Source organism: Cedecea sp. (assembly GCF_036500665.1).
GTDB lineage: Bacteria > Pseudomonadota > Gammaproteobacteria > Enterobacterales > Enterobacteriaceae > Cedecea.
In genome coordinates, this window is record NZ_DASYBS010000050.1 from 49,246 (window position 1) to 65,617 (window position 16,372).

Below are 16,372 nucleotides of genomic sequence, written 5' to 3' on the forward strand. Positions count from 1 at the left end.
TCTTAGATAAGTGCCGTTTTGCGCAGGGCCAGGAAGTCCAGTACGCCGCCAAACAAAATCCCACCAATGGCAAACAGTGCGCCCCATTCCAGAAGCTGTAAACCAAACCTCCACTCGGTAAGCCCCAGCGCATTACAGATAATCACCACCAGCCATGTCGCCAGCAGCAGGCAACCAAAGCTTAGAATACGCAGCGCCAGGCGGTAGGCCGGAGCAAATTCACTGCGTGACATGAAGGTTTCGGTTTGCTGAGTGAATGCCAGCGTGCGTTTACAGACCAGCAGTAAAAGGATCCCCGGCACCGCCGCAACGACCGAGAACAGGTAGAAGGTTGGCCAGCCGTGCGCCTCAACAAACCAGCCGGCAATCGGGCCGACATAGACGCGACCCACGGCGGACAGCGCGGAAAGCAGCGCAAACTGGGTGGCAGAGAAGGATTTATTGCACAGGGTCATCAGCAGCGCCACGAAGGCCGCGGTGCCCATGCCGCCGCACAGGTTTTCAAAGAATACCGCGCTTGCCATAGTGAACATATCTTTGTCCGTCACCGACAATAGCCAGTAACCGGCGTTAGAGACACCCTGCAAAATGCCAAAGATCAGCAGCGCACGGAACAGCGTCAGCTTTTGCATCAGCATCCCGCCCAGCAATGCCCCGATGATAGTGGCGCACAGCCCAAGGGTTTTATTCACCACGCCGACCTCACCGGCATCAAAGCCGACGCCGCGGATCAGGAAAGTGGTGGTCAGGCTCATAGCAAAGGCATCGCCCAGCTTATAAAGCACGATCAGCAGTAAAATCAGCCAGGCGTTGTTGCGGCCAAAGAAGTCGCGCAGTGGCTCAACGACGGCGCGCTCCAGGCTTTTGGGCACCGGAATGGCGTCCGTGGGCTCCGGCGCCAGAAAGGTTGCGATAATACAGGGTACCAGCAGGGCGGCCATCAGCCAGTAGGTGGCCTGCCAACCCAGGTAGCGGTCCGCTATCCACAGCGCAAGGCCGCCGGAAACCAGCATTGCCAGGCGGTAGCCTAATACGCTTATCGCGGCCCCGGTGCCGCGTTCTTCAGCGGAGAGCACATCGGTTTTCCAGGCATCAAATACGATGTCCTGGGAGGCGGAGCAGAAGGCGATGATCACCGCCAGCGCCGCCATCCAGCGTAGCTGGGACGAAGGTTCGAGGAAACCCATTGCGGCGATAGCCACCAACAACAGAACTTGCGTAATTAACAGCCAGCCGCGACGACGCCCGAGCAGAGGCGGGGTGTAGCGGTCCATTACCGGCGACCAGAGAAACTTAAAGACGTAGGCCTGGCCTACAAGCGAAAAGAAACCAATGGTTTTCAGGTCGATATTTTCGACGGTCATCCAGGCCTGCAACGTACCGGACGTCAGGGCTAAAGGCAGGCCAGATGCAAAGCCCAGAATCAGTAAAATGGCTGATTTCGGCTGCTGAAAGATGCGCAGATAATGATTGGACATAGGAGAATTGTGCAAACTCTGTTGTTGGCCCGCGTGAGCAGGCCAACGGGGTAAAAATTAACGAGCGTTCTGCTTGATGAAGTCGTGAACGCTGGTGTCCTGAGCCATATCAGCAATGGTATCGGTCAGCACGGAGTTAACCGCGTTAGCAATATTCTTGTTGGTCGCCTGGAATGCACCTTCTACGTTGTAGTTGGAACGGTAGTTCTTGGTCATCTTGTTGCCATTCTTCGCGGTGGCAATGATGGATATATCCGCTTTAGTGGCGATGTTGTAGCGCACGTTACCCTGGGAAACGTCGGCGTACAGTTGGTTAACGATAATCTGCAGATCAACCGGGCTGTTTGGCCCAATCATGTAACCGCGTGCGGTCATCTGCTTTTCCAGTACTTCCTGCAGCAGGAAGCGCAGATCGCGGGATGGCGTCAACGTCACCAGTTGGTTATCACGGGTGACTTTAGCCAGCGCCTGGTCGGTACGCTGATCGGCACCGTTGATGCTCAGCGTGACGCCCATCAGGCTGGGATCCTGCTGCGGCAGCGTGATCTTCGGCGCAACTTCAATGGTGGTTGGCGGTGTTGCACAGCTGGCCAGCATAAACATGGCAACCAGCGGGAAAAGTAATTTTTTTAACATGTTCGCTTTCTCAATGTACTCAAAGGGCAGGCTGATAAAAAATCACGCCATCATAACACTGCGGCCGTTCAGGGGAAGTGCTTAACGCACGGAATTTCATCGCGTTGCATTTTTTCTGAGCCTCAGCAAAACCTTCTGACAGTTTTCTCACGGTTTAGTGCCTTAACTGTATGACACGTCAGGTAACCGATGACGAAAGGGCTGCGAAAGCTAAATTTTTGTTGTGTTTAGATTAAAAGCTGGCTAAAAGCGGCTAACATTTAAAGGGATGAGTGGCATCTCTACGTTGTTGAGGAGAAAGTTCATGCTGATACGCGAGCAGATAGAAGAGAAGTTAAAAGCCGCCTTTACCCCCGCGTACCTTGAAGTCGTGGATGAAAGCTATCGTCACAACGTCCCGGCGGGCTCCGAGAGCCATTTTAAGGTGGTGCTGGTTAGCGATCGCTTCGTGGGGGAACGTTTTTTAAACCGACATCGCATGATTTATGGGACATTGAGCGAAGAACTGGCAGGCCCGGTGCACGCTCTGGCGCTGCATACCTATACCATTAAAGAGTGGGAAGGGCTGCAGGATACGGTGTTTGCTTCACCGAACTGCCGTGGCGCGGGCAGTATCGCCTGATTTACCGCTAAGCGTTTGCAACTAAGGGAACTTTTCCGTTATGTTGCGGTATGTATACTGCGTTTTCAAAAACGGCCTGCGGGCCGTTTTGTTTTGTCTGGCTCTTCCAGGGAACAGGCAAATAAAGAATAAATGACAGAGAAGTGTGAAAAGGGCCGCAGCCGTACGCTATTGCCGTTCTCGACTCACCCCAGCGATGCCGCTATAATGCTGCGTCTTATTTTTCGGAATGTCTTCGGGATGATTCTGACGACAAGGAATGTGTTTCTGTTTCAGAGAACATCCTGGTTCTGTGAAGCCACCGGGCTTCCGGAGTTGACCGAGCACTGTGATTTTTTGAGGTAACAAGATGCAAGTTTCAGTTGAAACCACTCAGGGCCTTGGCCGCCGTCTCACGATTACTATCGCTGCAGACAGCATCGAAACCGCTGTAAAAAGCGAGCTGGTCAACGTGGCAAAAAAAGTTCGTATTGATGGCTTCCGTAAAGGCAAAGTGCCGATGACCGTCGTTGAGCAGCGCTACGGTGCTTCCGTTCGTCAGGACGTGCTGGGCGAGCTGATGAGCCGCAACTTTATTGATGCGATCATCAAAGAGAAGATCAATCCGGCTGGCGCACCTAACTACGTGCCGGGCGAATACAAACTGGGCCAGGACTTCACCTACGCGGTTGAGTTCGAAGTGTACCCAGAAGTTGAGCTGCAGGGTTTGGACGCTATCGAAGTTGAAAAACCGGTTGTTGATGTGACCGACGAAGACGTTGACGCGATGCTGGACACCCTGCGTAAGCAGCAGGCGACCTGGAAAGACAGCGACGCTGCAGCGACTGCAGAAGATCGCGTCACCATCGATTTCACCGGTTCCGTTGACGGCGAAGTGTTCGAAGGCGGCAAAGCCTCTGACTTCGTACTGGCAATGGGCCAGGGCCGCATGATTCCGGGCTTCGAAGACGGGATCAAAGGCCACAAAGCGGGTGAAGAGTTCACTATCGAAGTGACCTTCCCTGAAGAATACCACGCTGAAAACCTGAAAGGGAAAGCGGCGAAGTTCGACATCGTGCTGAAGAAAGTTGAAGCGCGTGAACTGCCGGAATTCACCGAAGAGTTCATCAAACGTTTCGGCGTTGAAGATGGCTCCGTTGCAGGTCTGCGTACCGAAGTCCGCAAAAACATGGATCGTGAACTGAAAGGCGCAGTGCGTAATCGCATCAAGTCTCAGGCAATCGACGGTCTGGTTAACGCGAACGACATCGACGTGCCGGCTGCGCTGATCGACGGCGAAATCGACGTGCTGCGTCGTCAGGCTGCACAGCGCTTCGGCGGTAACGAGAAGCAAGCTCTGGAACTGCCACGTGAGCTGTTCGAAGAGCAGGCTAAACGCCGCGTTGTTGTTGGTCTGCTGCTGGGCGAAGTGATTCGTACCCACGAGCTGAAAGCTGACGAAGAGCGTGTTAAAGGTCTGATCGAAGAAATGGCTTCTGCCTACGAAGATCCGACTGAAGTCATCGAGTTCTATGGTAAAAACAAAGAACTGATGGACAACATGCGCAACGTTGCTCTGGAAGAGCAGGCTGTTGAAGCCGTTCTGGCTAAAGCGAAAGTGTCTGAAAAAGCGACCACTTTCAGCGAGCTGATGAACCAGCAGGCGTAAGTGCTTTTTGGCTAACAGGCCAAAAACAGCTGCATCAGGCCCGTCACCTTCCGGTGGCGGGCTTTTTTTATTGCTAAATCACACGATAAGCCATCAATAAATCCCCTTTTCAGGGTTAGCGTATCAAGAAAAGGTTGTTATGCTTGAAACAGGGCAAATCATCCCCATTATTCGGGTGTGGTTCCATTAATAATCCCTGACTGACTCCGTCCAGAATCGGCGCAAGGAACATAGTCAATATCCTGCGTTTCAAGTAGAATCAGTACAGTAGGCTTAATTACTCCAGGAGACGGACATGTCATACAGTGGCGAACGAGATCAATTAGCACCCCATATGGCCCTGGTGCCGATGGTTGTTGAGCAAACATCCCGCGGCGAACGTTCATACGATATCTATTCCCGTCTGCTTAAGGAACGCGTCATCTTCCTGACCGGCCAGGTAGAAGATCATATGGCTAACCTGATTGTGGCGCAGATGCTGTTTCTGGAAGCAGAAAACCCGGAGAAAGATATCTATCTCTACATTAACTCTCCGGGTGGCGTAATTACGGCCGGGATGTCGATTTACGACACCATGAAATTTATCAAGCCGGACGTCAGCACCATTTGTATGGGACAGGCTTGCTCGATGGGCGCCTTCCTGCTGACAGCAGGGGCGAAAGGTAAGCGTTTCTGCCTGCCTAACTCCCGCGTCATGATTCACCAGCCGCTGGGCGGCTATCAGGGGCAGGCGACGGATATTGAAATCCACGCTAAAGAGATCCTGAAAGTGAAAGCACGTATGAACGAGCTGATGGCAGAGCATACGGGCAAAACGCTTGAACAAATCGAGAAAGACACCGAGCGCGATCGTTTCCTCTCCGCAAGCGAAGCGGTAGAGTACGGTTTAGTTGATTCGATCCTGACTCACCGTAACTAATGCCCGAAGCTTTGGGCCGTTATACTATAGTCAATGTAGCGGCCCGACTTAACGCTTCAATATCGGCTGCGCCGTAGAATGGCACTTGTGCTGCCGGTGGTAGCACACAGAAACAGAGAAGAGGTTTTACTGATGACAGATAAGCGCAAAGACGGTTCAGGCAAACTGCTGTACTGCTCTTTTTGCGGCAAAAGCCAGCATGAAGTGCGTAAGCTGATTGCCGGGCCGTCAGTGTATATCTGCGATGAGTGTGTCGATTTATGTAACGACATCATTCGCGAAGAGATTAAAGAAGTGGCCCCGCACCGTGAACGTAGCGCGCTGCCAACGCCGCACGAAATTCGTAACCACCTTGACGATTACGTTATCGGGCAAGAGCAGGCTAAAAAAGTGCTGGCGGTTGCGGTTTACAACCATTACAAGCGTTTACGCAACAGCGACACGTCTAACGGCGTCGAGCTGGGCAAAAGCAACATCTTGCTGATCGGCCCAACCGGTAGCGGTAAAACCCTGCTGGCAGAAACGCTGGCTCGCCTGCTGGACGTGCCGTTTACCATGGCGGATGCAACCACGCTGACCGAAGCGGGTTACGTGGGCGAAGACGTTGAAAACATCATTCAGAAGCTGCTGCAGAAATGCGATTACGACGTACAGAAAGCCCAGCGCGGCATCGTGTACATCGATGAGATCGATAAAATCTCCCGCAAGTCTGATAACCCGTCAATCACTCGTGATGTCTCCGGTGAAGGCGTGCAGCAGGCGCTGCTGAAACTGATTGAAGGCACCGTGGCTGCCGTTCCACCGCAGGGTGGGCGCAAGCACCCGCAGCAGGAGTTCCTGCAGGTTGATACCTCCAAGATCCTGTTTATCTGCGGCGGCGCCTTTGCTGGTCTGGACAAGGTTATTGCTAACCGCGTAGAAACCGGCTCCGGTATCGGCTTTGGCGCAACGGTAAAAGCGAAGTCTGAGAAAGCCAGTGAAGGTCAGTTGCTCGGTCAGGTTGAGCCAGAAGATCTGATCAAATTTGGTCTGATCCCTGAATTCATCGGTCGTCTGCCGGTTGTGGCGACCCTCAGCGAGCTGAGTGAAGACGCGCTGATCCAGATCCTGAAAGAGCCGAAAAATGCCCTGACTAAACAGTACCAGGCATTGTTCAATCTGGAAGGCGTGGAGCTGGAGTTCCGCGACGAAGCGCTGGACGCGATTGCCAAAAAAGCGATGGTGCGCAAAACCGGTGCCCGCGGCCTGCGTTCAATCGTTGAAGGCGCGCTGCTGGATACCATGTACGATCTGCCATCCATGGACGACGTGGAAAAAGTGGTGATTGATGAGTCCGTCATCGCTGGCCAGTCCAAGCCGCTATTAATTTACGGTAAGCCGGAAGCGCAGCAGGCATCCGGTGAATAATTCGCCAGAGTAACCAGTCAGTTAATAAAAAATGGGGGATTTTATCCCCCATTTATTTTTCCTTCATTCCCACAGTTGAATGTCCGGGAAACAGCCCCATATACTGATTTACTTGTTGGTGGAGCGGAAGCGTTCACCTAATCACCTGGCGGACATTAAACTAAGAGAGAGCTCTATGAATCCTGAGCGTTCTGAACGCATTGAAATCCCCGTATTGCCGTTGCGCGATGTGGTGGTTTATCCGCACATGGTTATTCCACTGTTTGTCGGGCGTGAAAAATCCATTCGCTGCCTGGAAGCTGCAATGGACCATGATAAGAAAATCATGCTGGTGGCGCAGAAAGAGGCTTCGACGGATGAGCCAGGTGTCAACGACCTGTTCACAGTTGGTACCGTCGCTTCTATTTTGCAGATGCTGAAACTGCCTGACGGTACGGTAAAAGTGCTGGTGGAAGGCCTTCAGCGCGCGCGTATCACCACGCTTTCTGACAACGGCGAGCACTTCGCTGCTCAGGCGGAGTACCTGAACTCGCCGGCGATTGAAGAGCGCGAGCAGGAAGTCCTGGTTCGCACCGCAATCAATCAGTTTGAAGGCTACATCAAACTGAACAAAAAAATCCCACCGGAAGTGCTGACGTCGCTAAACAGTATCGACGACCCTGCACGTCTGGCCGATACTATTGCCGCCCATATGCCGTTGAAGCTGTCGGACAAGCAATCTGTGCTTGAAATGTCCGATATCAACGAACGCCTTGAATACCTGATGGCGATGATGGAGTCGGAAATCGATCTGCTGCAGGTTGAGAAACGCATTCGCAACCGCGTCAAAAAGCAGATGGAAAAAAGTCAGCGCGAGTACTATCTGAATGAGCAAATGAAAGCCATTCAGAAAGAACTGGGCGAAATGGATGACGCGCCGGACGAAAATGAAGCGCTGAAGCGCAAAATTGACGCGGCGAAAATGCCGAAAGAAGCGCGTGAGAAAACCGAAGCCGAGCTGCAGAAGTTGAAAATGATGTCGCCAATGTCTGCGGAAGCGACGGTGGTGCGCGGCTATATTGACTGGATGGTGCAGGTGCCGTGGAATGCCCGTAGCAAGGTCAAAAAAGATCTGCGTCAGGCTCAGGAAATCCTCGATACCGATCATTACGGCCTTGAACGTGTTAAAGATCGCATTCTGGAATATCTCGCAGTCCAGAGTCGCGTCAACAAGCTGAAAGGGCCAATTCTGTGCCTGGTTGGGCCACCGGGGGTAGGTAAAACCTCTCTGGGTCAGTCCATCGCCAAAGCCACAGGCCGTAAATACGTGCGTATGGCGCTGGGCGGCGTGCGTGATGAAGCGGAAATCCGTGGCCACCGCCGGACTTACATCGGCTCTATGCCGGGTAAACTGATTCAGAAGATGGCAAAAGTCGGGGTTAAAAACCCGCTGTTCCTGCTGGATGAAATCGACAAAATGTCCTCCGACATGCGCGGCGATCCGGCGTCTGCTCTGCTGGAAGTACTTGATCCAGAACAGAACGTAGCGTTCAACGACCACTATCTGGAAGTGGACTACGATCTCAGCGACGTGATGTTTGTGGCGACCTCTAACTCCATGAACATCCCGGCTCCGCTGCTTGACCGTATGGAAGTCATTCGTCTTTCCGGCTATACCGAAGATGAAAAACTGAACATCGCGAAACAGCACCTGTTGTCGAAGCAGATTGAGCGTAACGCACTGAAGAAAGGCGAGTTGAAGGTTGATGATAGCGCCATTGTTGGCATTATTCGTTACTACACTCGTGAAGCAGGCGTGCGTAGCCTGGAGCGTGAAATCTCCAAACTGTGCCGTAAAGCGGTGAAACAGCTGCTGCTGGATAAATCGCTTAAGCACATCGAAATCACCGGCGACAACCTGAAGGATTACCTTGGGGTACAGCGCTTTGACTACGGTCGTGCCGACAGCGAAAACCGTGTAGGGCAGGTAACAGGGCTTGCATGGACCGAAGTCGGTGGCGATCTGCTGACTATTGAAACCGCCTGTGTACCGGGTAAAGGCAAGCTGACCTATACCGGCTCTCTCGGTGAAGTTATGCAAGAGTCTATCCAGGCTGCATTGACCGTAGTACGTGCTCGCGCCGAGAAGCTGGGCATAAACGGTGACTTCTACGAGAAACGTGATATCCACGTTCACGTACCTGAAGGGGCAACGCCAAAAGACGGTCCAAGTGCCGGTATTGCAATGTGTACCGCACTGGTTTCTTGCCTGACGGGGAACCCTGTTCGCGCCGATGTGGCGATGACCGGTGAAATTACCCTGCGCGGCCAGGTACTGCCAATTGGTGGCCTGAAAGAGAAACTGCTGGCCGCTCACCGTGGCGGGATTAAAACCGTGCTGATCCCGGACGACAACAAGCGCGATCTGGAAGAGATTCCGGATAATGTGATTGCGGACCTGACTATTCATCCTGTGAAGCGTATTGAGGAAGTTCTGACCCTCGCGCTGCAGAATGAACCTTATGGCATGCAGGTCGTCACGGCAAAATAGTGACCTGACGCAAATACAGTCAATAAAATTGGGGCTGGTAAGTGAATTGTCACTTGCCAGCTTTTTTTTGTGTCGCTAATTTAGTGGCTGGCTGAGCTTATCGTCCACAACTCCTGTTGTAAGGGCATGACGAGCCTGTTATAACTGCTGCGCGGTCGCGCCTGAGGGACATCGGGTGCGATATAAATTATAAAGAGAGGAAGAGAAGAGTGAATAAATCTCAACTGATAGACAAAATTGCCGCAGGTGCTGATATTTCTAAAGCCGCGGCTGGACGTGCGTTAGATGCTGTTATTGCTTCTGTTACTGAATCTCTGCAGTCCGGGGAAGACGTAGCACTGGTAGGTTTTGGTACCTTTGCTGTTAAAGAGCGTGCTGCCCGTACTGGCCGTAACCCTCAAACCGGTAAAGAAATCACCATCGCCGCAGCAAAAGTACCAGGCTTCCGTGCTGGTAAAGCGCTGAAAGACGCTGTTAACTGATTTATTAGCCCCGAATGGCTGGGGTATAGGGTGTCAGGTATCGCAGGGGCGCATCATTCGATGTGCCTTTTTTATTGCCTGAAGCCGAATTTTACGCAGGTATTGATGATTTGCAGCGGGATTCTTGTCACAATACGCCTTTGCGCGCAGCTGTGGGCAGCTCAAGTTCCTAAGGATGCCAGCTTAGCGCCTGCGCAGGTTTACCAAGTCATACTACAGCGGAGTGTTGTTACACCATGATGGACAATTTACGAGCGGCGGCTAACCACGTCGTGCTCAAGATCATTCTGGGTTTGATTATCCTGTCATTCGTTCTGACTGGCGTAGGTAGCTACCTGACTGGCGGTAACAATAATTATGCCGCAAAAGTCAATGGCCAGGAGATTGGCCGCGGCCAGTTCGAGAACGCGGTGGCTAATGAGCGTAATCGCCAGCAGCAACAGCTGGGCGATCGGTTCTCTGAGCTCGCGGCTAACGAAGGCTATATGAAGCAGATGCGCCAGCAGGTGCTCAACCAGATGATTGATGAGGCGCTGCTTGACCAGTATGCCAAACATCTGGGCCTCGCCATCAGCGATGAACAGGTGAAAATGGCTATTTTCAGCCAGCCTGCTTTCCAGAATAACGGCAAGTTTGATAATGCTCGCTACAACGCGATCATCAGCAATATGGGGCTGACGGCAGACCAGTACGCTCAGGCACTGCGTAACCAGCTCACCACTGACCAGCTGATCAAAGCCGTTGTCGGCACCGACTTTATGCTTTCCGGCGAAACCGACGAGCTTGCGGCGCTGGTTTCCCAACAGCGCGTTGTGCGTGAAGCAACCATCGATGTGAAGGCGCTGGCTGCGAAACAAGAGGCGTCCGAGCAGGAAATCAACGCCAGCTACGAGCAGAACAAAAACAGCTACATCACGCCTGAGCAGTTCAAGATAAGCTACATCAAGCTGGACGCGGCTTCCATGCAGGAAGAGGCAAGTGATGCGGACATTCAGTCTTACTACGACCAGCACAAAGACGAATTCACCCAGCCACAGCGTAATCGCTACAGCGTTATTCAGACCAAAACCGAAGATGAAGCAAAAGCGATTCTCGACGAGCTGAACAAAGGCGGGGATTTTGCCGCGCTGGCGAAAGCGAAGTCTGCTGACATCATCTCTGCCCGTAACGGCGGTGATATGGGGTGGCTGGAAGCGTCAACCACGCCTGATGAGTTGAAAAATGCCGGTTTGAAAGAAAAAGGCCAGCTGTCTGGCGTCGTCAAATCTTCCGTTGGTTTCCTGATTGTTCGTCTGGACGACATCCAGCCTGCCGTTGAAAAACCGCTGGCGGAAGTCCGTGGCAGCATCGTTGATAAAGTGAAGCAGGAAAAAGCGATCGATGCTTATTATGCCCTGCAGCAAAAAGTGAGTGATGCTGCAAGCAATGATAACGAGTCTCTGGCAAGTGCAGAGAAAGTTGCTGGCGTGAAGGCTGTTGAAACCGGCTGGTTCGGTCACGACAACCTGCCGGCAGAGCTGAACTTCAAACCGGTTGCCGACGCTATCTTTAGCGGCGGTCTGGTTGGTGGGAACGGCACTCCTGGTAGCAACTCAGACATCATTACCGTCGATGGCGATCGTGCTTTCGTGCTGCGTGTCTCCGAGCACAAAGCCGAAGCGGTTAAACCGCTGGCCGAAGTCCGTGACCAGGTTATCGCATCCGTTAAGCAGCAGAAAGCCGAGCAGCAGGCAAAGCTTGATGCCGACAAACTGCTGAATGCGCTGAAACTGGGTAAAGGCAGTGACGAAATGAAGGCCGCAGGCCTGAGCTTCGGTGACGCGAAAACCCTGAGCCGTACCGGGCAAGATCCTATTAGCCAGGCTGCCTTTGGGCTGCCTCTGCCGGCAAAAGACAAGCCGAGCTTTGGCGTCGCCAACGACATGCAGGGCAACGTTGTATTGCTGTCTCTGGATGAAGTGAAAGCGGGCGCTATGCCGGACGAGCAGAAAAAAGCGATGGTGCAGGGGATTACCCAGAACAATGCCCAGATTGCTTTCGAAGCACTGATGTCTAACCTGCGTAAAGAGGCGAAGATTAAACTGGGCGATATCATCGACCAGCAGCAGTAATCCTCGCAAATTTTTGCAACGCAGTGCAATTCCTGAAGGCCGCTTTCGCGGCCTTTTCCACATTTTAAAATCGGCATTTGTTCCTGCTTTTTTGCCCCGGTATGGTGACCTGGCTGTCAACATACATGGAGGACACAGCATGACATCAGGAATTAAAGCGTTTTCACTTTCCCTCGTTCTGGCAGGCTTACTCGGCTGCGTACCGGCCTACGCTGCAGGGGAAAAAGCCAGTTCGGCTCAGGCCAGTATTTCTTCGCCACAGCTTAAAACTGCTCCTGCAAACGCCATTGAGCAAGGGGAGGGTACGGTCAGTATAAACAGCGCGTCGGCTGAAGAATTGGCTCAAAAGATGAACGGCGTGGGGCTGAAAAAGGCGCAGGCCATCGTGAGCTATCGTGATGAGTTTGGCCCGTTTAAAACCCTGGAGCAGCTACAGGAGGTACCGGGAATCGGTGCGTCACTGGTAGAACGTAATCTGGCTCGCATAAAACTTTGAGTTTACGTGCTCAGGCTTCCACCTGAAGAGAAAAGTTTGCTACGCTCAGTTAGAGGTCATACCAGTTGTCTGGGTATGACCTCATCAACCTCACCTGATTACAACAAAAACAGTACAAGGGTTTCGCGCTATGCAAACACATATCAAAGTTCGTGGATACCATATGGATGTCTACCAACACGTTAATAATGCACGTTATCTGGAGTTCCTCGAGGAGGCTCGCTGGGAAGGGCTGGAAAAGACGACGGGTTTCCAGTGGATGACGGAGCACAATATCGCTTTCATCGTGGTGAACATTAATATCAGCTATCGCCGCCCGGCGGTGCTTGGCGACCTGCTGCGCATTGACAGCAAACTTCAGCAGATTAACGGCAAAAGCGGCGTGCTTAGCCAGGTTGTGACGCTGGAGCCAGAAGGGGAAACCGTGGCTGATGCGCTGCTGACCTTTGTCTGCATTGATTTAAAAACGCAAAAGGCCGTTCCGCTGGAAGGTGAACTGCGCGAGAAGCTGGAACAGATGATGAATTCATAACGGAAGGGCGTGGCCGTCACCACGCCTCAATTGCCTATTTCAGGCCGGTTTTCTGCTTCATCGCCGCCATGGTACCGACTTTATCAGCCAGGTAATGGTTCAATCCGTTAGCGCGTAGATTGCAGGCGGCACATTCCCCGCAGCCGTCGCCCTGAATGCCGTTGTAGCAGGTCAGCGTCTCGTGGCGGATAGTTTCCAGGTGCTGCCAGTAATCGGCCAGCGCCCAGGTTTCCGCCTTATCCAGCCACATTAGTGGCGTTTCAAAACGAATATCTCTTGCCATTCCGAGGCTCACCGCGTGGTTCAGCGCTTTGACAAACTCATCGCGGCAGTCCGGGTAGCCGGAGAAGTCCGTTTCACAAACGCCGGTTATCACGGACTCCGCTTCAACCTGGTAGGCGTAAATCGCCGCCAGCGTCAGGAACAGAATGTTGCGCCCGGGCACAAATGTGCTTGGAATACTGTCATCCTCGGGGTTGTAGCCCGGGACCGGAATGCTGTCCCGCGTCAGGCTGCTGACCGCCAGTTCGTTAAGCAGGGTAACGTCCAGGACTTTATGCGCGCGGGCACCAAGCTTCAGCGACAGCTTTTGGGCTACGTCAATCTCTGCGCGGTGGCGCTGACCATAATCAAACGTCACGCAGTGCACTTCATCATATTGCTGTAAGGCCTGAATCAGGCAGGTGGTGGAGTCCTGCCCGCCGCTGAAAACCACGACTGTACGTTTCATTCTCTATCCTGTCGTTTACTGAAGTATCCGGAAAGGCGTTATGGTAACGCCCGGTAGCCACATGAACCAGCTTCTTCACGCCATACCCGGCGGCGGGAGCCAGGCTTCACAAAAATCAAACCAACCCCAGGCGTTCAGCTCAATACCGTTGACGCCGGGTGGGGCGCTTATCTGGTAGCGATAATTAAACAGCGGCGTGACCACCGCATCCCGCATCAGGCCGTGAAAGACCTCTTTCAGGCCGTCGTGGCGTTCAGGTTCACGGATGTAAACCTGCACCGCATCCAGCGTCGCCTGGAGATGAGCATAGCGGCTGGTATTAAGCAGATTAGGCCAGAGTACGTCGCTACGCAGCCACTGCTCCAGCGTGTATTCCGGCGCTTCACCGATAAGCCGATCCCCCATCACGATATCCGCTTCGGCAAGATGCTGGCAGCCGGCCCAGGTTTTGGCGTCGTGGAAAATAACGGTGAGTTCGCAGCCGCGCTCTGCAAGGTAGCGCTTTAGCTGCTGCGCCATCGCGTGAAGCTCTAACGGTAAATGGTAAACCAGGGTGAGTTTCTCGGGTAATTTAACCGCCTGATGCTGCTCCCAGTCGGGGATTTGCCAGCCTGGGATCATGTCAGTGTTTGGTGTGATCAGCGCGCTGTTGAGCGGCAGAGTGGCTATCATTTCCGGCTCGCGCACGATTTGCATGATTGTTCTGGCTTGCTCAGCGCTAAGACGCCCCTGAGGTTTAATCGCCAGATAGCAGAATCCAAGGCTAATGCTGCTGCTTACCGGACGAAGGTTTTCCAGTTCGTCCTGCTGGCCGATGGCAATTTGAACGGGATGAAGGCAGCTTGTGCCAAGCGCCGTTTCGAAAAGCTGCGGCGTTATCCAGTATTCAATCGCTTTCAATAGCGGGTGTTGCAGGTGGTAACTCTCAAAACTTTCCAGGCGCACCAGATTCTGTTTAAAGCTGGCGAGACGAAATGGCCCGCAGCCCAGCTGTGTATCCAGCGGATGGGCAAGACGGCTGCAATAGCTCGCCAGGCGGTGTGCCAGCCAGTAATCCGGGCGATGCAAAATAAAGCGCAGGCACTGTGCGTGCGGGATCTCGATGCGTTTGACGCTGATAAACAGCCGGCGCAGAGCGGGCAGTTCCAGCAACATCATCAGGCGCTGCTGGAGCTGGTGAGTTTCGACGGGTTCGCCGTTGTGCCAGTGAAGCGTTGAGCGAATAAAAAAGTCCCAGCACAGGCCCTTGTTTGAGATTTGCCAGTGGTGAGCGAGATCGGGCTGCGGCTGCGGGCTTTCCCGGCTAAAGCGAGTCAGGCCTGAAAAGATCTGCCCGGCCAGATGCTGCTCGGCGCGCCCCGGTAAAAAGCCAGGGCCAACGGGATCCAGAGGGCGGTAGTAAGGTATGCGTAGCGTAGGTACATCATTTTGCCACTGGCCGCCAAGAAACGGCTGCAGGAGCTGGCGCAGCTGTTCCGGCGCAAGCTGAGCCAGTTCCAGCGCGTTTTGATGCTGGCCCTTACCCAAAACCTGCTCCATCATGCCGGAACGGACGCTTTCCGGCGAAACCAGAAACGTCAGGTCACCGCGTTTGCCGCGTCCGGACTGCGCACGCCAGCGAAGCCATCCCGCGTCTTCCAGCTGATTAAGCAGCGTTCTGACGTGGCGATCGCTACAAAAGCAGCGCTCTGCCAGCTCGGCGACGGTCACCTGCTGCGGTTCCCCGCCGGAAGGCTGCCATAAACGCTGAAATTGATTGAGTCGATTCAGAAGTCGCATAATAAACCCGGAACATTTTTCCCCAAGTATTCACTATTAGTTCCGTATATTCCAGGGGATACTTTTGCCTGTCACGTCACTTCTGGAGTAACCATGGCTCGTCTGGCTGCATTTGATATGGACGGCACGCTGCTGCTGCCCGACCATCACCTTGGGGACGCAACCCTGAACACGCTGAAGCGCCTGCGTGAAGAGCGCCAGATAACCCTGGCTTTTGCGACCGGTCGTCACGAGCTGGAGATGCGCCATATTCTGGGCAAGCTCGATCTTGAAGCCTTCCTGATCACCGGCAACGGCACCCGAATCCATAGCACGGACGGCGAGCTAATGCACCGTAACGATCTCTCGCCGTGGGCGGTAGAGACGGTATTGCACGGCCATTGGGACACGCAAGCCAGTATGCACGCGTTTAACGATTCGGGCTGGTTGACCAGCCATGAAATCCCGGAAATGCTTCACGCCCATGTGTACAGCGGCTTCCGCCCTCATATCGTCGATCTCCGTACCTTACCGGCTCATGAAGTGACGAAGATCTGTTTTTGTGGCGATCATGACGATCTGTGCCGCCTGCGCATTCAGCTTAATGAGGCGCTGGGTGACAGAGCGTTCCTATGTTTCTCGGCAATGGACTGTCTGGAAGTGCTGCCGATTGGCAGCAACAAGGGCGCGGCGCTCGGCGTTCTGAGCGAACACTTAGGTTTCACCCTGCAGGATTGCATGGCATTTGGCGACGCGATGAACGACCGCGAAATGCTCTCGGCGGTAGGGCACGGCCTGATCATGGGCAACGCTATGCCGCAGCTTAAAGCGGATTTACCTCATCTGCCGGTTATCGGCCACTGCCGTAACCAGGCGGTCTCGCACTATTTGACGCACTGGCTGGACACTCCACATCTCACCTATTCCCCCGAATATTGAGACCTTACAGCACCGGGCATCTAGCCCGGTTTTTTTATACCCGCCTATACTCGTCATACTTCAAGCCGCAGGGGTGTTGGCTGA

The 16,372-nt window shown here is 53.5% G+C and carries 14 protein-coding genes; 10 read left to right on the top strand and 4 right to left on the bottom strand.

Annotated elements, in window-relative coordinates; all coding sequences use genetic code 11:
• Window positions 1-2 precede the first annotated feature (2 nt).
• Together ampG and VGM55_RS07895 are read right to left on the bottom strand one after the other, a co-directional pair.
• Window positions 3-1,478: a muropeptide MFS transporter AmpG gene (gene ampG, locus VGM55_RS07890; RefSeq protein WP_331635165.1), complete on the bottom strand. Its 1,476-nt coding sequence runs from the start codon at window positions 1,476-1,478 to the stop codon at window positions 3-5.
• A 57-nt stretch (window positions 1,479-1,535) separates the two neighbouring features.
• The gene (locus VGM55_RS07895) at window positions 1,536-2,114 is read right to left on the bottom strand and encodes a lipoprotein (RefSeq protein WP_038475068.1); all 579 of its coding nucleotides are present in this window, start codon (window positions 2,112-2,114) and stop codon (window positions 1,536-1,538) included.
• Between the two features lie 304 nt (window positions 2,115-2,418).
• Here VGM55_RS07895 and bolA point away from each other — a divergent pair, with 304 nt between their 5' ends.
• The 9 genes from bolA (at window position 2,419) to VGM55_RS07940 (ending at window position 12,861) form a co-directional block, all read left to right on the top strand.
• Complete coding sequence (gene bolA, locus VGM55_RS07900; RefSeq protein WP_039897969.1) at window positions 2,419-2,736, top strand: transcriptional regulator BolA; 318 nt, start codon at window positions 2,419-2,421, stop codon at window positions 2,734-2,736.
• 349 nt (window positions 2,737-3,085) lie between these two features.
• Window positions 3,086-4,384, top strand: coding sequence for a trigger factor (gene tig, locus VGM55_RS07905; RefSeq protein ID WP_331635166.1), 1,299 nt, complete (start codon window positions 3,086-3,088; stop codon window positions 4,382-4,384).
• Window positions 4,385-4,679: 295 nt separating this feature from the next.
• Window positions 4,680-5,303: an ATP-dependent Clp endopeptidase proteolytic subunit ClpP gene (gene clpP, locus VGM55_RS07910; protein ID WP_038475060.1), complete on the top strand. Its 624-nt coding sequence runs from the start codon at window positions 4,680-4,682 to the stop codon at window positions 5,301-5,303.
• 132 nt (window positions 5,304-5,435) lie between these two features.
• Window positions 5,436-6,710, top strand: coding sequence for an ATP-dependent protease ATP-binding subunit ClpX (gene clpX / locus VGM55_RS07915; RefSeq protein ID WP_154185346.1), 1,275 nt, complete (start codon window positions 5,436-5,438; stop codon window positions 6,708-6,710).
• A 175-nt stretch (window positions 6,711-6,885) separates the two neighbouring features.
• On the top strand, window positions 6,886-9,240 hold the full coding sequence (gene lon, locus VGM55_RS07920; protein WP_331635168.1) for an endopeptidase La: 2,355 nt from the start codon (window positions 6,886-6,888) through the stop codon (window positions 9,238-9,240).
• A 209-nt stretch (window positions 9,241-9,449) separates the two neighbouring features.
• Entirely contained in the window at window positions 9,450-9,722 is a 273-nt protein-coding gene (hupB, locus tag VGM55_RS07925) for a nucleoid-associated protein HU-beta (protein ID WP_008454620.1), read from the top strand.
• 236 nt (window positions 9,723-9,958) lie between these two features.
• Entirely contained in the window at window positions 9,959-11,833 is a 1,875-nt protein-coding gene (gene ppiD / locus VGM55_RS07930) for a peptidylprolyl isomerase (RefSeq protein WP_154185343.1), read from the top strand.
• Between the two features lie 139 nt (window positions 11,834-11,972).
• A complete protein-coding gene (locus VGM55_RS07935) occupies window positions 11,973-12,329 on the top strand; it encodes a ComEA family DNA-binding protein (protein ID WP_154185342.1) in 357 nt (118 codons plus the stop codon).
• 130 nt (window positions 12,330-12,459) lie between these two features.
• Window positions 12,460-12,861 (top strand): YbgC/FadM family acyl-CoA thioesterase, encoded by a 402-nt coding sequence (locus tag VGM55_RS07940; RefSeq protein ID WP_154185341.1) that lies wholly within the window; start codon window positions 12,460-12,462, stop codon window positions 12,859-12,861.
• 34 nt (window positions 12,862-12,895) lie between these two features.
• On the opposite strand, the gene queC is transcribed toward VGM55_RS07940, so the two are convergent.
• Window positions 12,896-13,591: a 7-cyano-7-deazaguanine synthase QueC gene (gene queC / locus VGM55_RS07945; RefSeq protein ID WP_331635169.1), complete on the bottom strand. Its 696-nt coding sequence runs from the start codon at window positions 13,589-13,591 to the stop codon at window positions 12,896-12,898.
• A gap of 75 nt (window positions 13,592-13,666) precedes the next feature.
• Window positions 13,667-15,370 (bottom strand): SgrR family transcriptional regulator, encoded by a 1,704-nt coding sequence (locus VGM55_RS07950; RefSeq protein ID WP_154185339.1) that lies wholly within the window; start codon window positions 15,368-15,370, stop codon window positions 13,667-13,669.
• A gap of 93 nt (window positions 15,371-15,463) precedes the next feature.
• Here VGM55_RS07950 and cof point away from each other — a divergent pair, with 93 nt between their 5' ends.
• Window positions 15,464-16,288, top strand: coding sequence for an HMP-PP phosphatase (gene cof, locus VGM55_RS07955; protein ID WP_331635170.1), 825 nt, complete (start codon window positions 15,464-15,466; stop codon window positions 16,286-16,288).
• The last annotated feature ends 84 nt before the right edge of the window (window positions 16,289-16,372 follow it).

Coding starts and splice junctions, on each gene's coding strand:
- ppiD (WP_154185343.1), top strand. CDS start 9,959: ATGATGGACAATTTACGAGCGGCGGCTAACCACGTCGTGCTCAAGATC.
- lon (WP_331635168.1), top strand. CDS start 6,886: ATGAATCCTGAGCGTTCTGAACGCATTGAAATCCCCGTATTGCCGTTG.
- bolA (WP_039897969.1), top strand. CDS start 2,419: ATGCTGATACGCGAGCAGATAGAAGAGAAGTTAAAAGCCGCCTTTACC.
- VGM55_RS07935 (WP_154185342.1), top strand. CDS start 11,973: ATGACATCAGGAATTAAAGCGTTTTCACTTTCCCTCGTTCTGGCAGGC.
- VGM55_RS07950 (WP_154185339.1), bottom strand. CDS start 15,370: ATGCGACTTCTGAATCGACTCAATCAATTTCAGCGTTTATGGCAGCCT.
- clpX (WP_154185346.1), top strand. CDS start 5,436: ATGACAGATAAGCGCAAAGACGGTTCAGGCAAACTGCTGTACTGCTCT.
- cof (WP_331635170.1), top strand. CDS start 15,464: ATGGCTCGTCTGGCTGCATTTGATATGGACGGCACGCTGCTGCTGCCC.
- clpP (WP_038475060.1), top strand. CDS start 4,680: ATGTCATACAGTGGCGAACGAGATCAATTAGCACCCCATATGGCCCTG.
- VGM55_RS07895 (WP_038475068.1), bottom strand. CDS start 2,114: ATGTTAAAAAAATTACTTTTCCCGCTGGTTGCCATGTTTATGCTGGCC.
- ampG (WP_331635165.1), bottom strand. CDS start 1,478: ATGTCCAATCATTATCTGCGCATCTTTCAGCAGCCGAAATCAGCCATT.
- VGM55_RS07940 (WP_154185341.1), top strand. CDS start 12,460: ATGCAAACACATATCAAAGTTCGTGGATACCATATGGATGTCTACCAA.
- tig (WP_331635166.1), top strand. CDS start 3,086: ATGCAAGTTTCAGTTGAAACCACTCAGGGCCTTGGCCGCCGTCTCACG.
- queC (WP_331635169.1), bottom strand. CDS start 13,591: ATGAAACGTACAGTCGTGGTTTTCAGCGGCGGGCAGGACTCCACCACC.